The sequence below is a fragment of the Rubrivivax sp. JA1055 genome (assembly GCF_020966565.1).
Classification (GTDB): Bacteria; Pseudomonadota; Gammaproteobacteria; order Burkholderiales; family Burkholderiaceae_C; genus Rubrivivax; species Rubrivivax benzoatilyticus.
In genome coordinates this window covers 193996-208207 of record NZ_JAJKFP010000007.1, presented here as the reverse complement: position 1 = coordinate 208207, position 14212 = coordinate 193996, and the positions used below count along the sequence as shown (strand labels likewise).

11 protein-coding genes are annotated in these 14212 nt (G+C 73.9%); 4 read left to right on the top strand and 7 right to left on the bottom strand.

Translation table 11 applies throughout. The features are described 5' to 3' along the window. Positions 1–116 precede the first annotated feature (116 nt). Positions 117–1118 carry an AAA family ATPase gene (locus tag LOC65_RS17470; protein WP_230248460.1) on the top strand — a complete coding sequence of 334 codons (1002 nt, stop codon included), beginning with the start codon at positions 117–119 and terminating at the stop codon, positions 1116–1118. Positions 1119–1140: 22 nt separating this feature from the next. Here LOC65_RS17470 and LOC65_RS17465 read toward each other — a convergent pair whose 3' ends face one another. Further along, a complete protein-coding gene (locus LOC65_RS17465) occupies positions 1141–2922 on the bottom strand; it encodes a diguanylate cyclase (protein ID WP_230248457.1) in 1782 nt (593 codons plus the stop codon). Between the two features lie 114 nt (positions 2923–3036). On the opposite strand from LOC65_RS17465, the gene LOC65_RS17460 reads away from it, so the two are divergent. Further along, positions 3037–5229: a patatin-like phospholipase family protein gene (locus LOC65_RS17460; protein ID WP_230248456.1), complete on the top strand. Its 2193-nt coding sequence runs from the start codon at positions 3037–3039 to the stop codon at positions 5227–5229. On the opposite strand, the gene ydiK is transcribed toward LOC65_RS17460, so the two are convergent. The 5 genes from ydiK to LOC65_RS17435 are packed head-to-tail and all read right to left on the bottom strand — an operon-like array spanning position 5226 to position 9396. Continuing rightward, positions 5226–6305, bottom strand: a complete 1080-nt coding sequence (gene ydiK / locus LOC65_RS17455; RefSeq protein ID WP_009858629.1) for an AI-2E family transporter YdiK — start codon at positions 6303–6305, stop codon at positions 5226–5228. The genes LOC65_RS17460 and ydiK overlap by 4 nt on opposite strands. Then, positions 6302–6889 (bottom strand): DUF3299 domain-containing protein, encoded by a 588-nt coding sequence (locus LOC65_RS17450; RefSeq protein WP_230248454.1) that lies wholly within the window; start codon positions 6887–6889, stop codon positions 6302–6304. Before LOC65_RS17450 ends, ydiK begins: the two co-directional genes overlap by 4 nt. A 16-nt stretch (positions 6890–6905) precedes the next feature. After that, positions 6906–8177: an ABC transporter permease gene (locus LOC65_RS17445; RefSeq protein ID WP_230248452.1), complete on the bottom strand. Its 1272-nt coding sequence runs from the start codon at positions 8175–8177 to the stop codon at positions 6906–6908. Further along, positions 8174–8851 (bottom strand): ABC transporter ATP-binding protein, encoded by a 678-nt coding sequence (locus tag LOC65_RS17440; RefSeq protein WP_230248451.1) that lies wholly within the window; start codon positions 8849–8851, stop codon positions 8174–8176. The genes LOC65_RS17445 and LOC65_RS17440 overlap by 4 nt, the downstream gene beginning before the upstream one ends. After that, a complete protein-coding gene (locus LOC65_RS17435) occupies positions 8848–9396 on the bottom strand; it encodes a DUF2796 domain-containing protein (protein ID WP_009858633.1) in 549 nt (182 codons plus the stop codon). The genes LOC65_RS17440 and LOC65_RS17435 overlap by 4 nt, the downstream gene beginning before the upstream one ends. A gap of 85 nt (positions 9397–9481) precedes the next feature. On the opposite strand from LOC65_RS17435, the gene LOC65_RS17430 reads away from it, so the two are divergent. Together LOC65_RS17430 and LOC65_RS17425 are read left to right on the top strand one after the other, a co-directional pair. Further along, positions 9482–10408 (top strand): 5'-nucleotidase, encoded by a 927-nt coding sequence (locus LOC65_RS17430; RefSeq protein ID WP_009858634.1) that lies wholly within the window; start codon positions 9482–9484, stop codon positions 10406–10408. Between the two features lie 29 nt (positions 10409–10437). Then, the gene (locus LOC65_RS17425; protein ID WP_230248449.1) at positions 10438–11286 is read left to right on the top strand and encodes an alpha/beta fold hydrolase; all 849 of its coding nucleotides are present in this window, start codon (positions 10438–10440) and stop codon (positions 11284–11286) included. Between the two features lie 148 nt (positions 11287–11434). Here LOC65_RS17425 and LOC65_RS17420 read toward each other — a convergent pair whose 3' ends face one another. Next, positions 11435–14155: a pitrilysin family protein gene (locus LOC65_RS17420; protein WP_230248447.1), complete on the bottom strand. Its 2721-nt coding sequence runs from the start codon at positions 14153–14155 to the stop codon at positions 11435–11437. Positions 14156–14212: the final 57 nt, after the last annotated feature.

Here is a 14212-nt window from a genome sequence, read left to right as displayed (position 1 = left end):
GGGTCTTGCTTCAGCGCGCACAACAAGCGGGGTTTTGCCGCACGGTTCCGGGCTTGCCGGGCGGCCGCCGATGCTTGAATGATGTGACGCCTGTTCTCCCGCTCCAGGAGGTGTGCATGTCGGAATCGCACGATCTCGTCCCGGTCGCCGCCGGCCACGGCCGGATCCCGATCGCGCAGCTGCGCAGCGTCTACCGGCCCGACGAGGTCGAGAAGCGCCTGACCCAGCTGCCACCGCGCGAGCACGAGACGCTGCGCAGCACCTACGAACGCATGATCGAGAAAGGCGGCGAGCGCTTCCAGGTCAGGCCCTCGGGCGTGCCGGCGATGGAGCATCTGTACGAGGAGCTGCCCAACTTCGGCGAGGTGCTCGACGACGTGCGCCGCCAGCTCGCGCTGTGCCAGGACAGCCGCGACGCGCTGGAGATCACGCCGATGCTGCTGCTCGGCCCGCCCGGGATCGGCAAGACGCACTTCGCGCGCGAGGTCGCGCAGCTGCTGGGCACCGGGCTGGGTTTCGTGTCGATGAGCTCGCTGACCGCCGGCTGGGTGCTGTCGGGCGCGTCCAGCCAGTGGAAGGGCGCGCGGCCGGGCAAGGTCTTCGAGACCCTGGTCGAGGGCCAGTACGCCAACCCGGTGATGGTCGTCGACGAGATCGACAAGGCGCGCGGCGAACACGCCTACGACCCGCTGGGTGCGCTGTACAGCCTGCTCGAGCACGACACGGCCCGCCACTTCACCGACGAGTTCGCCGAGGTCGCGATCGACGCCAGCCAGGTCATCTGGGTGGCCACCGCCAACGACGAGCGCGCCATCCCCGACCCGATCCTCAACCGGATGAACGTCTTCGAGGTCCAGCCGCCCGACCTCGACGCCGCGCGCTCGATCGCGCTGCGCCTGTACCGCAGCCTGCGCGAACGCCACGACTGGGGCCGGCGCTTCGACGAGCAGCCCGGCGAGGCGGTGCTCGAACGCATGGCGCAGATGGCGCCGCGCGAGATGCGGCGCGCCTGGATGACCGGCTTCGGCAACGCCCGGCTGGCCGGGCGCGACACGATCGAGCTCGCCGACCTGCCCGGCGCGGCGGCGCGCCGCGGGGCCATCGGCTTCCTGCAGTGAACGCCCGGCCGGCGCCGCCGCTTCAGGCGTAGGCGCCCGGCGGCACGGCGCGGCGCACCGTGCCCTTGCCGGCCTGCTTGCCGGCGTACATCGCGGCGTCGGCGCGGCGCAGCAGCAGCACCGGGTCGCGCCCGTCCTGCGGCGCGAGCGCGAAGCCGACGGTCAGGCCGACGACGCAGCGCCGGCCGTCGCCCTCGAAGGGCGCGGCGAAGGCCTGCACCAGCCGCTCGCCGAACGCCCAGGCCGCATCGGCGTCACCCAGGCCGGCGGCCAGCACGACGAACTCGTCGCCGCCGAAGCGCGCGACGACGTCGCCCTGGCGCAACACGCCGCGCAGCCGCTGCGCGGCCTGCGCCAGCAGCAGGTCGCCGACCTCGTGGCCGTGTTCGTCGTTGACGGCCTTGAAGCCGTCGAGGTCGACGAGGAACAGCGCCAGCGGCCGCTGCTCGTCGACACGCGCCAGCGCCGTGTCCAGCGCCTGCTCCAGGCCGCGCCGGTTGGGCAGGCCGGTGAGCGCGTCGCTGTGCGCCAGGGCCTGCAGGCGCTGGCGCTCGCGGTCGGCGAGCTCGGCGCGTTCGCGCTGCTCGACGTCGCGCAGGTCGAGCACGCGCAGCCAGGCCAACGCCTGCAGCAGCGCGCCGACCTGGTAGGCGTGCCGGGTCCAGCCGTCCAGGTCCAGCCAGCCGTGCAGCAGCAGCGCCAGCACCGTGGCACCGACGGCGCTGGCCCCCCAGCCGAGGATCACGTACGGCGCCGCGTGGTCGCCGGCATGCCAGCGCCGCCAGGCCATCGGCAGCGCGATCAGCATCGGCAGCGGGCCCACCAGGCTGGCGACGAACTGCGCCTGGTGATAGTCCAGCGCGCCGGCCAGCAGCAGCAGCGCGGCCAGCGCCGCCACGACGCCGGCCAGGCGCGTGGTGCGCGCCAGCGGCGGCGACAGCACGCGGGCCTCGAACAGCCCGTCGACCAGCCACAGCGCGCCAGCCAGGCCGACCAGCGCCGACAGCAGCGGCGCCAGGTCGGCGAACCGCGCGCTGGCCGACCACAGGTGCTGCGCGCCCAGCCCGGCAAACGAGAACAGGAACAGCCCCGAACCGACGGTCGACAGCGCGTAGTGCACGTAGACCGGCTCGCGCCGCCCCACCGCGCGCACCAGCGCGAAGGCCACCAGGCAGACGCTGATGCCGGCGGCCAGCCCCTGCAGCATCTGCAGCCGCGCCTCTTCGGCGTAGAAGACGCCGGGCTTGAGCAGGCGCACCGGCAGCAGCATCGTGCTGGTGGTGCGCACGCGCAGCAGCAGCTCGTGCTCGAGCCCGCGTTCGAGCATCAGCAGCATCGCGTGCGGGCGCGTCGGCAGCGGCCGCTGCACGAACGGCAGCGAGTCGCCCAGCGTGACCTGGCGCACCACCAGGCCGTCGGAGACGACGTAGACGTCGACGCGGTCCAGCGGCGGGTAGTCCAGGTCCAGCAGCCAGCGGCCGTCGTCGGTCTCGGGAACCGCCAGCTTCAGCCGCAGCCAGACGGCGCCGTCGCGCAGGCCCAGGTTGGCGCGCCGCCCCTGCATCGGCACGAACTCGCCGCGCCGGCGCAGCGCGTCCTCGACGCCGAGCTGCGCCGACGGGTCCGCCAGCATCGTCATGCTCGACCAGGCGTCGATGGCGCCGCGTTCGGGCCCGAGCACGATCCAGCGGCCGTCGGCGGCCACCGCCACGCCGCCGCCCAGGCCCGCGAACAGCAGCAGCGCCGCGACCATCGTGCGCCACCACGCCGCGACCGGCGGCACACGCCGCGCGGGCGGGGTCATGGCGGCAGGCGGGGTGGGTCGGGCCGGCATCTCCGCGGGGCTATCGGGCGTCCGGGCGACGGTTTGAGACCCGTGGCGTGCAGGACCCCACGCGCCGCCGGGACAATGTCGCGCATGACACCCTCTTGCCGCCGCTCGACCGTGCTCGCCAGCCTGCTGCTCGCGCTGCTGCCGCCGCTGCACGCCGCCGACGGTGGCGAACGCCCGCGTGTCGGCCTGGTGCTCAGCGGCGGCGGCGCGCGCGGCGCGGCGCACGTCGGCGTGCTCGAGGTGCTGGACCGGCTGCACGTGCCGGTGGACTGCGTCGCCGGCACCAGCATGGGTGCACTGGTGGCCGGCGCCTGGGTGGCCGGCGTGCCGCCGCAGACCATGCGCGAGGAGCTCGGCCGCGCCGACTGGAACGACATGTTCCAGGACAACCCCGAGTACGCCGAGCTGAACTTCCGCAACAAGCAGATCGAGCGCCGCTTCCTGTCGGGCACCGAGAGCGGCGTCGGCGCGGCCGGGCTGATCGGCGCCCAGGGCGTGGTCACCGGCCAGAAGATCAAGCTGTTCTTCAACCGCCTGGTGCGCGCCGAGGCCGGCGAGCGCGACCTGGGCCGCCTGCCGCTGCCGCTGTCGATGATCGCCACCGACATCGGCACCGGCGAACGTGTCGTGCTGCGCTCGGGCAGCCTGACGCAGGCGATGCGCGCGTCGATGGCGGTGCCCGGGCTGCTGCTGCCGCTGGAACTGGACGGCCGCCGCCTCGTCGACGGCGGCATCGTCGACAACCTGCCGGTCGGCGAGGTGCGCGAGCGCTGCGGCGCCGAGGTCGTCATCGCCGTCAACGTCGGCTCGCCGCTGCTCAAGGCCGAGGAGGTGACCGGCATGCTGTCGCTGACGGCGCAGATGGTCGCCATCCTGACCGAGCAGAACGTCGCCCAGTCGCTGGCGACGCTGAAGGACGGCGACGTCTACATCAAGCCCGACCTCTCCGGCCTGAGCGCGGCCGACTTCGAGCGCAGCGCCGAGGCCGCCGACCGCGGCCGCGCCGCCGCCGAGGCGCTGGCGCCGGCGCTGCAGCGCCTGGCGGTGCCGGCCGAGCAGTACGCCGCCTGGCGCCGCCGGCTGGAGGACCACCGCCCCGACGTCGACCGCGTCGACGCCATCGAGATCGCCGGGCTGCAGCGGGTGGATGCGGAGGTGCTGCGCCGCCACCTGTCGCAGCGCGAAGGCCAGCCGCTGGACGCCGAGGCGCTGAACCGCGACCTGGTGCGCGCCTACGGCGACGGCTACTACCAGGGCGTGGACTACACGCTGCTGACGCAGCGCGGCCGCCGCGTGCTGCGCATCACGCCGATCGAGAAGCCCTGGGGGCCGGACTACCTGCGCCTGGGCCTGAACTTCGACTCCAACGTCAGCCAGGGCTCGACCTACTCGTTGCGCGCCGGCTACCAGAAGACCTGGCTGAACACGCTCGGCGCCGAGGCGCTGCTCGAGGCGGAGATCGGCAACGTCAGCGCCGCCGCGCTGACGCTGTACCAGCCGCTGGAGCCGACGCAGTTCTGGTTCGCCCAGCTCGACGCCGGCTACCGCCGCGAACGCGCCGACATCTTCGAGGACGACCGCCGCATCGCCGAATACCAGGTCTCGCGCGACATCGTCGAACTCCAGCTCGGCGCCAATCTCGGCCTCTTCGGCCAGGCCCGCCTCGGCTGGCGCGACGGCGAGCTGCGCCCGCGCGTGGACACCGGCGACGCCTCGCTGCCCAGCTTCAGCCAGCCGCTGGACGGCTGGACCGCGGCACTGGACCTGGACCAGCTCGACCGGCTGCACTTCCCGAGCGCCGGCTGGGCGGCACGCGTGGCCTGGTTCTCGTCGCGCCAGCGCCATTACCGGCGCCTGGACGCCGAGGCCCGCGCCGCCTGGGGTTACGGCGACTGGGTGCTGGGCTCGCGCATCGCCTGGACCGGCTCGACCGGTGGCGAGCTGCCGGTCTGGGACGCGGCCACGCTGGGCGGCTTCCTGAACCTGTCGGCCTACGCCTCGGGCCAGCTGCGCGGCGACGACATGCGCTACGGCCAGCTGCGCGCCGAACGCATCGTCGGCCGGCTGCCGCTGGGGCTGCGTGGCGACATGCGCTTCGGCCTCGCCTGGGAGCGTGCTCGTTTCGGCCGGCTCTACACCGAGACCGGGCGCCGCGGCTGGCTGGACTCGGCCAGCGCCTACCTCGGCGGCGAGACGCCGATCGGCGCGGTGTACGTCGGCATCGGCCGCGGCCGCGACGGCGCGTCCAACGCCTACCTGTTCATCGGCACGCCCTAAGGCGCGGCCGGCGGCGCACCGTCGGCCGGCGCGCCGCCCTCGCCGATCCAGCTCTCCAGCAGCGTGAAGCCGACGGCCAGCACGACCGGGCCGACGAAGATGCCGACCAGCCCGAAGGCCAGCAGCCCGCCGATGACGCCGGCGAAGATCAGCAGCAGCGGCAGGTCGGCGCCCAGGCGGATCAGCACCGGGCGCAGGAAGTTGTCCAGCGTGCCGACGATCGCCGACCAGACGAGCAGGAACACGCCCCAGCCGACGTCGCCGCCGTAGAGCACCCAGCCGGCGGCCGGCAGCAGCACCGGCAAGGCGCCGATCTGGGCGATGCAGAGCATGAACATCAGCGCCGTCAGCAGCCCGGCCAGCGGCACGCCGGCCAGCGCCAGGCCGACACCGCCGAGCACCGCCTGCACCACCGCCGTGACACCGACACCGAGCGCGACACCGCGGATCGCGTCGGCGGCCAGCGTCACCGCGCCGACGCCGCGCTCGCCGGCCAGCCGGCCGGCGAAGGCCCGCACCTGGGCGCCGAAGACCTCGCCTTGCGCGTACATCACCGCGGCGATGACGACCGTCAGCACGAACTGCAGCGCGACGCTGCCGAAGTCGCCGATCTCGCCGACGAACCAGCGCGTGAAGCCGCCGGCGTAGGGCTGGATGCGCACGACCAGGCCTTCGAGCCCGGCGGCCACCGCCTGCTCCCAGGCGACGGCGAGCTTGGGGCCGACCATCGGCAGCGCCAGCAGCCAGGCCGGCGCCTCGCGCGACGGCCGCCAGGTGGCGAGATCGCGGGCGGTCTGGGCGATGCGGTCGGCGTTCTCGACCAGCGTCGCGATCGACAGCGCCAGCGGCACCGCGAACAGCAGCACCAGCAGCAGCGTCATCACCGTCACCGCCGCGGCGCGGCTGCCGCCGAGCGCGGCCTGCACCCGCAGCATCAGCGGCCAGGTGGCGACGACGACCATCGTCGCCCAGATCGTCGGCCCGACGAAGGGCTTGAGGATCCACAGCGAGCAGCCGACCAGCGCGGCCAGGAACAGCACCGCGAAGCTGGTGCGGGTGACGTCGGCGGTCTTCAACGTGCCTTCTCCGTGTAGCGCTCGACGGCGGCGCCGTCGATGCGGTAGCTGCTGGCGCCCATGTAGGTGTCGCCGCGCACGGTGGCCAGCGTGCCGCTGACCCAGACCGTGTCCATCGACTTGAAGGCCACCGGGCGCGCCGCGAACACGTGCACGATCTGGTTGGCCGGCGGCGGCGGGCTGTGGATGCAGGCGCCGAAGTACGGCACCAGCAGGAACTCCTTCAGGCCCTGCTTCGTCTCCTCCAGCGGCACGACGAAGCCCGGCAGGCGCACCGCCTGGCCGACGATCGCCGGGTTGGCCGGCGCCGCGTCCCAGATCTCGCGCATGCGCTGCAGCAGCTTGTTGGCGCGCGGGTCGCCGTCGGCGAGACCGGCGAGGTCCAGGTCCTTGAACTCCTTCATCGGGTCCCAGTCCCTGGGCCCCAGCTGGTCCCAGCCGATCGTGCGCGGCGCGCCGGGCGCGGCCTTGGCCGGCGCGGGGGCGGCCAAGGCCGGCTGCGGCGGCGCCACGCCGGCCGCCGGCTGGGCAACGGCCGGGCCGATCAGGGCCGCGGCCGCCGCGGCGGCGAGGAGTCTGTGCATATCGTGTCCTTCGACATCAGCGCGGGCTCAGCCCGTCGGCCAGCGACAGCCGGTAGGCGCGCCAGCCCGGCACCAGCCCGGCGAGCATACCGGCGGCGAGCACCGCACCCAGCCAGGCCCATTGCGTCGGCGTCGGCGCGCCGTGCGACAGCGCCACGCCCAGATGCTGCTGCACCCAGGGCCCGGCCAGCACGACGGCGGCCACGGCGAACAGCACACCGAGCGCGGCGCCGGCCAGCGTCACCAGCGCGGCTTCGGCGGCCAGCAGCGCCAGCACGTGGCGCGGCCCGGCGCCGACGGCGCGCAGCACCGCCAGCTCGCGCCGGCGCTCGGCCAGCCCGGCCAGCACCACCGCCACCAGCCCGGCCAGGCTGACGACGGCGACCAGCGCCGACACCGCCAGCAGCGACCGTTCGCCGACGCCGACGACCTCCCAGAGCTCGTCGAGCGCGACCCCGGGCAGCACCGCCAGCAGCGGCTCGGCCTCGTAGTCGGCCACCCAGCGCTGCACGCGGAACACCGCGACGCGGTTCTTCAGCCCGACGAAGGCCGCCGTCGCGCGCTTGGGCGCGAGGTCGAACTTGCGCGCCTGGTCGGCGGCGATCGTCACGCCCGGCATCGGCGCGCCGCCGGCCCAGTCGAGGTGGATGGCTTCGATGGCGGGCAGGCCGACATGCACGCTGCGGTCCACCGGCGTGCCGGTCGGCGCCAGGATGCCGACGACGGTGAAGGGCTTGTCGGCGTGTTCGGCACCGAGTTCGCCGCCGGCGCCGTGCGCCAGGACGATGCGCTGGCCGACGCGGTAGCCCAGGCGGGCGGCGACCTCGGCGCCGAGCACCGCCTCGTACAGCCCGTCCAGCGTGCCGCTGAAGGCGCGGCCCTGGTCCAGCGCCAGCGCCTGGCCCTCGCCGTAGCGGAAGTGCTCGAAGTAGCCGGTGCTGGTGCCGACGACCGGGAAGCCGCGGTGCGAGTCGCCGAGCGCGATCGGCACGACCCAGGCCACTGCTGGATGGCGCGCGATCGCGTCGACGCTGGCCATCGAGATGTCGTTGGTCGCGCCGCCCAAGCGGAACACGGCGTAGAGCATCAGCTGCACCGGCCCGGTGCGTGCGCCGACGACGAGGTCGGTGCCGCTGACGGCCTGCGAGAAGCTGGCGCGCACGTCCTCGCGCAGCCGCTCCAGCGTCAGCAGCAGCGCCGTCGACAGCGCGATCGACAGCGCGACGAGCACGAGCGTGCCGCGCCGCGCCCAGGCGCTGCGTGCGGCCAGGCCGACGAGCGGCGTCATCGTGCGCCTCCGTTGAGTTCGGCCAGCGCGACACGGCGGTCGAAGCGCCCGGCCAGGCGCTCGTCGTGGCTGACGAAGACCAGCGTCGCGCCGGCCTCGTGCACCGCGGCCAGCAGCAGGTCGAGGAAGGCGTCGCGCAGCGGCGTGTCCAGCGCCGAGGTCGGCTCGTCGCAGATGACGAGTTCGGGCCGGCCGATCAGCGCACGCGCCGCGGCCACACGCTGCTGCTGGCCGACCGAGAGCTCGGCCGCCGGCCGCGCCCAGGCCTCGTGCGGCAGGCCGACCCGTTCGAGCAGCGCCTCGGCGTCGCCGGCAGCGGTGCGCGCGCGGCGCCGCACCGAGAAGCGGCATGGCAGGCGCACGTTGTCCAGCACGCTGAGATACGGCAACAGGTTGAACTGCTGGAAGACGTAGCCGACGTGGTCGGCGCGGAAGGCGTCGCGGCGGCCGGCGGCCAGCGCCGCCCAGTCCTGGCCCAGCACCTCGACACGGCCGTCGCCGGGCAGCAGCACGCCGGCCAGCAGGCCGAGCAAGGTGCTCTTGCCGCCGCCGCTGGGGCCGTGCAGGAAGACCGCCTCGCCGGCTTCGACGTCCCAGGCGTCGATGGCCAGCGTCGGCGCGGCGGCCCGCGGCCAGCGGTAGCGCAGGCCGCGGATCGAGATCGCCGGGTTCACCGCACCAGCGGCAGGCGCGTCATCGGCCGGCTCAGCATCGCCTTCCACTGGCCCTTGGGCGTGGCGACCTGCACGTGCACGATGCGCAGCCGCGGGAAGCTCTCCAGCAGCCCGGTGTCGACGAAGGCCGCCCGTTCGGCAGCCGCGCACTCCAGCGTGTAGCTGGCGTCGGCGTCGGCGTGGCCGTCGTCGCCATGCGCGTGGTCATGGTCGGCGCCGTGGGCGTGGCCGGGCGCCAGCGGGCCGCCGTCGATCTCGGCCTGGGCCGGGCCGCAGCCGGCGGCCGGGTCGGGGCGCCACAGCTTCGCGGCGTCGGCCAGCCTGGCCAGCGCGGTGCGCGCGGCGGCGCGTTCGGCGTCGTTGCGCGGCGCACGCTCGAAACCGACCAGCGTGTCCAGCGGCATCTCCAGCATCAGCGTGATGCGGCCGGGCTCGACGGCGACGTCGAGCCGGGCGACGCCGTGTTCGTGCGGCGGCGCCGCCATCGCGGCCGAGGCGGCCAGGGTCGACACGAGGATCGCGCCACGTCGCAGCAGGTGCTTCATCTCGGGAACGGCAGGCGCCGAAGTCAGGCAGACGCTGCCGATTGTGCCGGCGCGGCGTGACGGCCTGCCCATATCATCACCCGCGATGGACGAAACCGCCGCCCTCGCGCCGGCCGCAGCCGACGCCCGCCTCGTCGTCGCGATCTCCTCGCGCGCGCTGTTCGACTTCGAGGAGGAGAACCGCGTCTTCGAGGCCGGCGGCGACGACCGCGACTACATGCGGCTGCAGCTGGAACGCCTGGACGTGCCGGCGCGCCCCGGCGTCGCGTTCTCGCTGGTGCACAAGCTGCTCGCCTTCAACGCCGGCGCACCGCGTGTCGACGTCGTCGTGCTGTCGCGCAACGACCCGGTGTCGGGGATGCGCGTCTTCCGCTCGGCGCAGCACTACGGCCTGCCGATCGAACGCGGCATGTTCTCGCGCGGGCGCCCGCCCTGGCGCTACCTCGGGCCGCTGAAGGCCAACCTCTTCCTGTCGACCAACGAGGACGACGTGCGCGCGGCGCTGGACGCCGGCGTCGCCGCGGCGCGTGTGGCCACGCACAGCCGCCACGCCGCCGAGACCCATCCCGACGAGCTGCGCATCGCCTTCGACGGCGACGCCGTGCTGTTCTCCGACGAGGCCGAACGTGTCTACCAGCAGGAAGGCGGCCTGGCCGCCTTCCATGCCCACGAGGTGGCGCGCAGCACGACGCCGCTGCCGCCGGGGCCGTTCAAGCCGCTGCTCGAGGCGCTGCACCGGCTGCAGCGCGCCGCGGCCAGCGGCATGCGCGTGCGCACCGCGCTCGTCACCGCGCGCAGCGCACCGGCGCACGAGCGTGCGATCCGCACGCTGATGGCCTGGCAGCTGGAGGTCGACGAGGCGATGTTCCTCGGCGGCCTGCCCAAGGGCGAGTTCCTGCGCCAGTTCGAACCCGACTTCTTCTTCGACGACCAGACCCGGCACGTCGAACACGCGGCCGGCCACGTGCCCGCGGGCCACGTCGCCGCCGGCATCACGAACGCGGCGCGCTGACGCCGCCCTGCCCCTTCTTCCCCACCGAGATGCGAATCGAGATCCAGCCCGGCGTGCGCCTGTTCGTCGACGTCGAAGGCCCGGGCTTCGTGCCCGACGGCCCCACGCTGCGCGAGAAGCCGACGCTGCTGCTGCTGCACGGCGGCCCCGGCTTCGACCATGCGAGCTTCAAGCCGCTGTTCTCGCGCCTGGCGGACCTGGTGCAGATCGTCTACGTCGACCACCGCGGCCACGGCCGCAGCGACCCGCGCCCGGCCGAGGAATGGACCCTGGACACCTTCGCCGACGACGTCGTGCGGCTGTGCGACGCGCTCGGCGTCGAGCGCCCGATCGTGCTCGGCCAGTCCTTCGGCGGCTTCGTCGCCCAGCGCTACATCGCGCGCCACCCGGGCCATGCGGCCAAGGTCATCCTGTCGAGCACCGCGCCGCGGTTCGAGCTGGCGCGCAAGCTGGCGATGTTCGAGCGCCTGGGCGGCGCCGCGGCGCGCGACGCCGCCGAAGCCTTCTGGACGCGCCCCGACGCCGCCACCTGGGCGGCCTACGAGGTGCACTGCCGCCACCTCTACAACACGACGCGCCCGGCCGACCCGGACGCCGGCAAGCGCGGCCTCTTCCGCCCGGAGATCCTGTTCGGCTGGAACGAGGCCGAACACGCGGCGATGGACCTGCGCGCCGGCCTCGCCGCCGCGCGCTGCCCGGTGCTGGTGCTGGCCGGCTCGCACGACCCGGTGTGCCCGGTCGCCGACGCCGAGGACATCGCCGCCGCGCTGCCGCCGGCGCTGGTCGAATACACGGTCATCGACGGCGCCGGCCACGGCACCTGGCGCGACCGGCCCGACGAGGCGCTGGCGCGGCTGCGCGCGTTCATCGCGGGCTGAAGGCCGCGGGCGGCAAACTGCCGGCGGTCAGCGAGCTGACTTCAGAGGCACGGCCGCGGCGATCAAGCTTCCCGCCGCGGCCCGGCTTTGCCGGGCCGCTGGCGGACGGCCCCCTCGGGGGGTAGCGAGCGTCAGCGAGCTTGGGGGCTCAAAAGTCCCCGCCCCAGGCGATGCTCCAGCGCGAGGGGTCCAGGTACTTGCGCAGCGCGGCGTTCACCTGCTCCAGCGTCAGCGCCGAGATCCTGTCGTCGACCTGCTGCGAGAACGCGAACGTGCGGCCCAGGTAGAGGTTGGACGCCAGCTGGCCGGCGACCACCGGGTCCTGCGCACGCTGCAGGCGCAGCGTGTTCAGCAGGCCCTTGCGGCCGGCCTCGAACTCGGCCTGGCTGAAGCCCTCGCGGCGCGCCTTGTCGAGCTCGGCCATCACCGCGGCCTCGACCTTGGCGCGGTTCTGAGGCGCGAAGATCGCGCTCACCGACCAGGTCGAGTTCTGCTCGATGCGACTCCAGTCGATCGTGGAACGCACGTCGTAGCTCAGGCCCTCGGTCTCGCGCACCCGCGTCCACAGCCGCGACGAGGTGCTGCCGCCGAACAGGTAGTTGGCCATCAGCAGCGCCGGGTAGTCGGCGTCGCGGTCGGACACCGGCAGCGCCAGCGCGGTGCGCAGGTTGGCGTTCTGCTTGTCCGGCGTCTGCAGCTTGAAGGCCGCCGGCGCGACCTCGACCCGCGGCTGCGGCAGGCGCTCGTAGGCCTGCGCGCCGGCGGCCGGTGCCCGCCAGTCGGCGAAGGCGACGACCAGCGCACGCTGCACGGCCTCGGCGTCGAAGTCGCCGACGGCGCTGAACTCGCCCGCCGCCGCGCTGTAGAAGCGGCGGTGGAAGGCCGCCAGCTGCGCGGCATCGACCTTGGCGACGTCGTCGGCCATCTCCTCGAAGCTCGGTGCGTAGCGCAGGTCACCGCGCGGGTACGGGTTGCCGTGGCGCGCCAGCGCGTTGGCGATCAGCGCCGCGGGCTCCTGCTTCTGGTTCTCGATCGCCGTCGCCCACTGGCGCTTGACCTCGTCGAGCGCGTCGGCCGGGAAGGCCGGCTCGCGCAGCAGCCGGCCGACCAGCGCGACGGCCGCCGGCAGGTGCTCGCGCACGGTGACGATCGCGACGTCCAGGTCCTGGCCGTTGGCGTTGAAGCCGACCTGGGCGCGCAGCGCGTCGAAGCGGTCGGCGATCTGCTGGCGCGTCATCCCGGCGCCGCCCTTGTCGAGCATCTCGGCGACGACGCTGGCGACGGTCTCCTGGCCTTCGAGCGCCTTGCCGGTGCCGAAGTGCAGCCGCAGCCGCGCCTGCACCGCGCCGCCGCGCGTGCTCTTGGGCAGCAGCGCGACCTTCAGCCCGCTCTGCAGCGCCGAGACCTGGGTGCGCCGGTCGAGGTTGGCCGGCGTGGCCTCGAAGCTCTCGGCCTGCGCGAGCTGGGCGCGGCCGCGGTAGTCCTTGACCAGCGCCGCGACGTCGACGCGCGCCGGCGTCGGCGCGCGCTGCGGGTTCTCGGTCGGCAGATAGGTGCCGACGGTGCGGTTGTCGCGCAGCAGCACCTGGCGCGCGACGCGATTCAGGTCCTCGACCGTCAGCTTCTCGACCTGGTCGCGCTCGACGAAGAACAGCCGCCAGTCGCCGCGCGAGATCGCCTCCGACAGCTCGATGCCGACGGCCTGCGGATCGCTGAAGCCCTTCTCCCAGCCGTTGAGCCACTTCACGCGGGCGCGCTCCAGCTCCTCGGCCGTGATCGGCTCGGCGGCCACGCCGTCCAGCGTCGCCAGCATCGCCGTCCGCGCGGCCTCGACGTCCTGGCCCGGGGCCAGCTCGATGCCGGTGAACAGCACGCCGGGCTCGGCCAGCCCGAAGGCGACGCCGAAGCTCGACGCCGCCAGCTTGCCCTCGACGAGGCGCTTGTGCAGCCGGCCGGCCGGCGCGTCGCCGAGGATGCCGGCCAGCAGCGACGCGGCGGCGAAGTCGGCGCTGGCGCCCGGGGCGACGTGAAAGCCGGTGAAGACCATCGGCGCGCCGCCGGTGCGGCGCAGCGTCACGGTGCGTTCGCCGTCCTGCGCCGGGTCCAGCGTGTAGGTCGGCTCGAGCACACGCTTGGGCCGCGGGATCTTGCCGAAGCTCTGCGTGATCCAGCCCAGCGTCTTCGCGACGTCGAAGCGGCCGGTGACGATCAGCGTCGCGTTGTCGGGCTGGTAGTAGCGGCGGTAGAAGGCCTGCAGGCGCGGGATGTCGACGTTCTCGACGTCGGCGCGGGCGCCGATCGTGTCCTTGCCGTAGGCGTGCCAGTCGTACATGACGGCCATCGTCTTCTGGAACAGCGCGCCGCTGGGGCTGTTCTCGCCCATCTCCATCTCGTTGCGCACGACGGTCATCTCGCTGTCCAGGTCGCGGCGCGCGATCAGGCTGTTGACCATCGCGTCGGCCTGCCAGGACAGGTACCAGCGCAGGTTGTCGTCGCTGGCGGCGAAGCTGGCGAAGTAGTTGGTGCGGTCGAACCAGGTCGTGCCGTTGGCGCGCAGGCCGCGGCGGCTGAACTCGGCCATCACGTTGCGCGTCGTCGGCGTGCCCTTGAACAGCAGGTGTTCCAGCAGGTGCGCCATGCCGGTCTCGCCGTAGCTCTCGTGGCGCGAGCCGACGCGGTAGGTGACGTTGACCGTCGTCGTCGGCTTGGACTCGTCGGGCACCAGCAGGATCTGCAGGCCGTTGGGCAGCCGGTACTCGGCGATGCCCTCGACGGTGGTGACGGCGACGACGCCGGCGGGAAGCGCGGCCTTGGGCGGCGGCGCGGCGTGCACGAAGGATGCCGACAGCACGAGGGCTGCGGCGCTCAACCAGGCTCTGATCATCTTCTGCAGGGACAGGCTAGGACGAAGCCGGCGAGTGTAGGC

Coding starts and splice junctions, on each gene's coding strand:
- LOC65_RS17470 (WP_230248460.1), top strand. CDS start 117: ATGTCGGAATCGCACGATCTCGTCCCGGTCGCCGCCGGCCACGGCCGG.
- LOC65_RS17465 (WP_230248457.1), bottom strand. CDS start 2,922: ATGACCCCGCCCGCGCGGCGTGTGCCGCCGGTCGCGGCGTGGTGGCGC.
- LOC65_RS17460 (WP_230248456.1), top strand. CDS start 3,037: ATGACACCCTCTTGCCGCCGCTCGACCGTGCTCGCCAGCCTGCTGCTC.
- LOC65_RS17450 (WP_230248454.1), bottom strand. CDS start 6,889: ATGCACAGACTCCTCGCCGCCGCGGCGGCCGCGGCCCTGATCGGCCCG.
- LOC65_RS17445 (WP_230248452.1), bottom strand. CDS start 8,177: ATGACGCCGCTCGTCGGCCTGGCCGCACGCAGCGCCTGGGCGCGGCGC.
- LOC65_RS17435 (WP_009858633.1), bottom strand. CDS start 9,396: ATGAAGCACCTGCTGCGACGTGGCGCGATCCTCGTGTCGACCCTGGCC.
- LOC65_RS17430 (WP_009858634.1), top strand. CDS start 9,482: ATGGACGAAACCGCCGCCCTCGCGCCGGCCGCAGCCGACGCCCGCCTC.
- LOC65_RS17425 (WP_230248449.1), top strand. CDS start 10,438: ATGCGAATCGAGATCCAGCCCGGCGTGCGCCTGTTCGTCGACGTCGAA.